We start from the raw sequence: 1,864 nt of genomic DNA, 5'->3' as shown, positions 1-1,864 counted from the left end.
GGCGTCCTTCGGTACATGCACCACCAGTTCCTCATGATCCACATTCCATTCCTCTGGAATCTCGTTGGCTTTCCTACCACACATCTCAGGAGGTACTGGGCCGTCCTTGTAGCACAAGGAAGGGTCCTTCTGGATGTCTTCGTAGGTGGCTCGACGCGTCTTGACCGTGTGGATCTCAAGGGTGGCTGCCTCGCCCGGCTTCAAATCATCACGCAACCGCACCTCATCGCGAGGAATCAAACGGTCGATAATGTCGCCATTCTCCGCACGATAGCGGAGGTAAATATACGTCACTGGGCGCCCATCAAAACTACCTTGAACGTAACCCACGGTGCTGAGGAAATCGCCGCTGATGTGCCCTTCGAGGCTGCCGGTCTGTACCTGCTCCTTCGATAACTGAAGACCCATCAGCTCATGTGTACGTGTAGTCTCCTGAACCGCCTGACCACGAGTGGGGCTCAGAGAAAGCATAAAGATGCTTACTGTAATGAAGGCGGCGAGGAATAGTAATAATGCGACGAAGGGCTTGGCGGGGGAATCACCCATAGTGATACCTCATTCCTGTTTAATAAGTTGTATTATGCCTCAATCATACGCTAGAAATCAAGGGGAAAACTAGATGTGACATTGCATGTCCCAAAGTAAAACACTTCCCATTAGTCCCCCGCTGCACTCGCTCGTTTCATCACCGCACGGCACCATGAAGACCCAGCATCTGATAGCACAATGCAGTGCTTGCAGAATGCAGTGACAGCAGAGTGCAATGACAGCACAATGCAATCACATCTACGCGCCTTCACCCACGCTCTCACCTGCTGGTGCATAAAAATATGCCCTTCACCGTGCAAGGGGTGAAGGGCATATGCGTAGAAGCTGCTTAGAGATTCTTGGTGAGTAGCATCTGATTATGGGGGTACATCTGGGCGTTCATGAACGCAATATAGTCCGCCAGATTCTCGTAGGTAGGGGTAAGCGGTTCAGGATGCAGGATATAGACATCTCCTTCTTCACGCAGATCTTCTAGAGATACCTCTCCTCGCGTATAGCGGCTGTGGTCATACGCGCTCAGCACTTCGATGGCGTTCGGGTCAGGGTATTCTGCCACCGGGTGCGGCTTGGTCCATGTGAGGTGGGCAATCATAGCGGGGTTATCACTGAACCACCGGTGACCGGTGCAGGGGCTGCCGGTGCTGACGCCGAAGTAGATTTCGTGCTTCAGCTCGGGGATTTCGTGAACCGGGATGCTGAACGCGTGAATGCTGTCATGCATGTTCACGATGCTCAGCCCGTCGGCGGGGTCGGTGATGTCAAATACCTGATCGGGCTTGCCGCCAATAATGTTTGCGATATGGATGCGGTACGTCATGGGTGACTCCTTCCAGATGTTTACCCCGACAGTGGGGTGGCTGCTTTCATTGTAGGGCGAGGCCCGGTGAGCTAGTGCAGAAGGGGCTGCAGATGAGAGAATCTGCAGCCCCCTCTGATGGGTAGAAACAAACGCGGCACCGTGCACTGTGCACCTTGCACGGTGTACAGTGCGGTGGGGCTGCCCTGCTGGAGAAGCCGCCGTATCCTGTCTGTTATGCCTTAATTATGCCAGTAAATATATGGTTACTACCGGGCTGTGACATGGAATGTCCTTATATATAAGAAAAAAATTTCCCGGGGCGGCGCTGCTGCTGTGCCAACCCGGGAAAGCTGCCACCTCTAAAGGTGCAGGCTAAATCTGCTCATAGACGCCCTGTGCGTTCATAACCAGCCGGTGCGAGCTGGAAGCGGTCTTCGTGACCGGGTGACCAAACACCCGGGTAGTCCACTCAATCACGGCGGGGGTGATGGTTTCTTCCATGAGGCTCTTACGGAA

The 1,864-nt window shown here is 53.8% G+C and carries 2 protein-coding genes; both read right to left on the bottom strand.

Features of this window, described 5'->3' with window-relative positions; translation table 11 throughout:
- Window positions 1-546: hypothetical protein (locus tag HMPREF2527_RS00170; protein ID WP_141744413.1), on the bottom strand; the 546-nt coding region annotated here is incomplete at its 3' end.
- A 331-nt stretch (window positions 547-877) separates the two neighbouring features.
- A complete protein-coding gene (locus HMPREF2527_RS00165; RefSeq protein ID WP_070505426.1) occupies window positions 878-1,366 on the bottom strand; it encodes a hypothetical protein in 489 nt (162 codons plus the stop codon).
- Between the last annotated feature and the right edge of the window lie 498 nt (window positions 1,367-1,864).

The organism is Rothia sp. HMSC071B01 (assembly GCF_001808945.1).
GTDB lineage: Bacteria > Actinomycetota > Actinomycetes > Actinomycetales > Micrococcaceae > Rothia.
The sequence above is the reverse complement of the archived record's forward strand: the minus strand, read 5'-3'. Positions and strand labels throughout refer to the sequence as shown.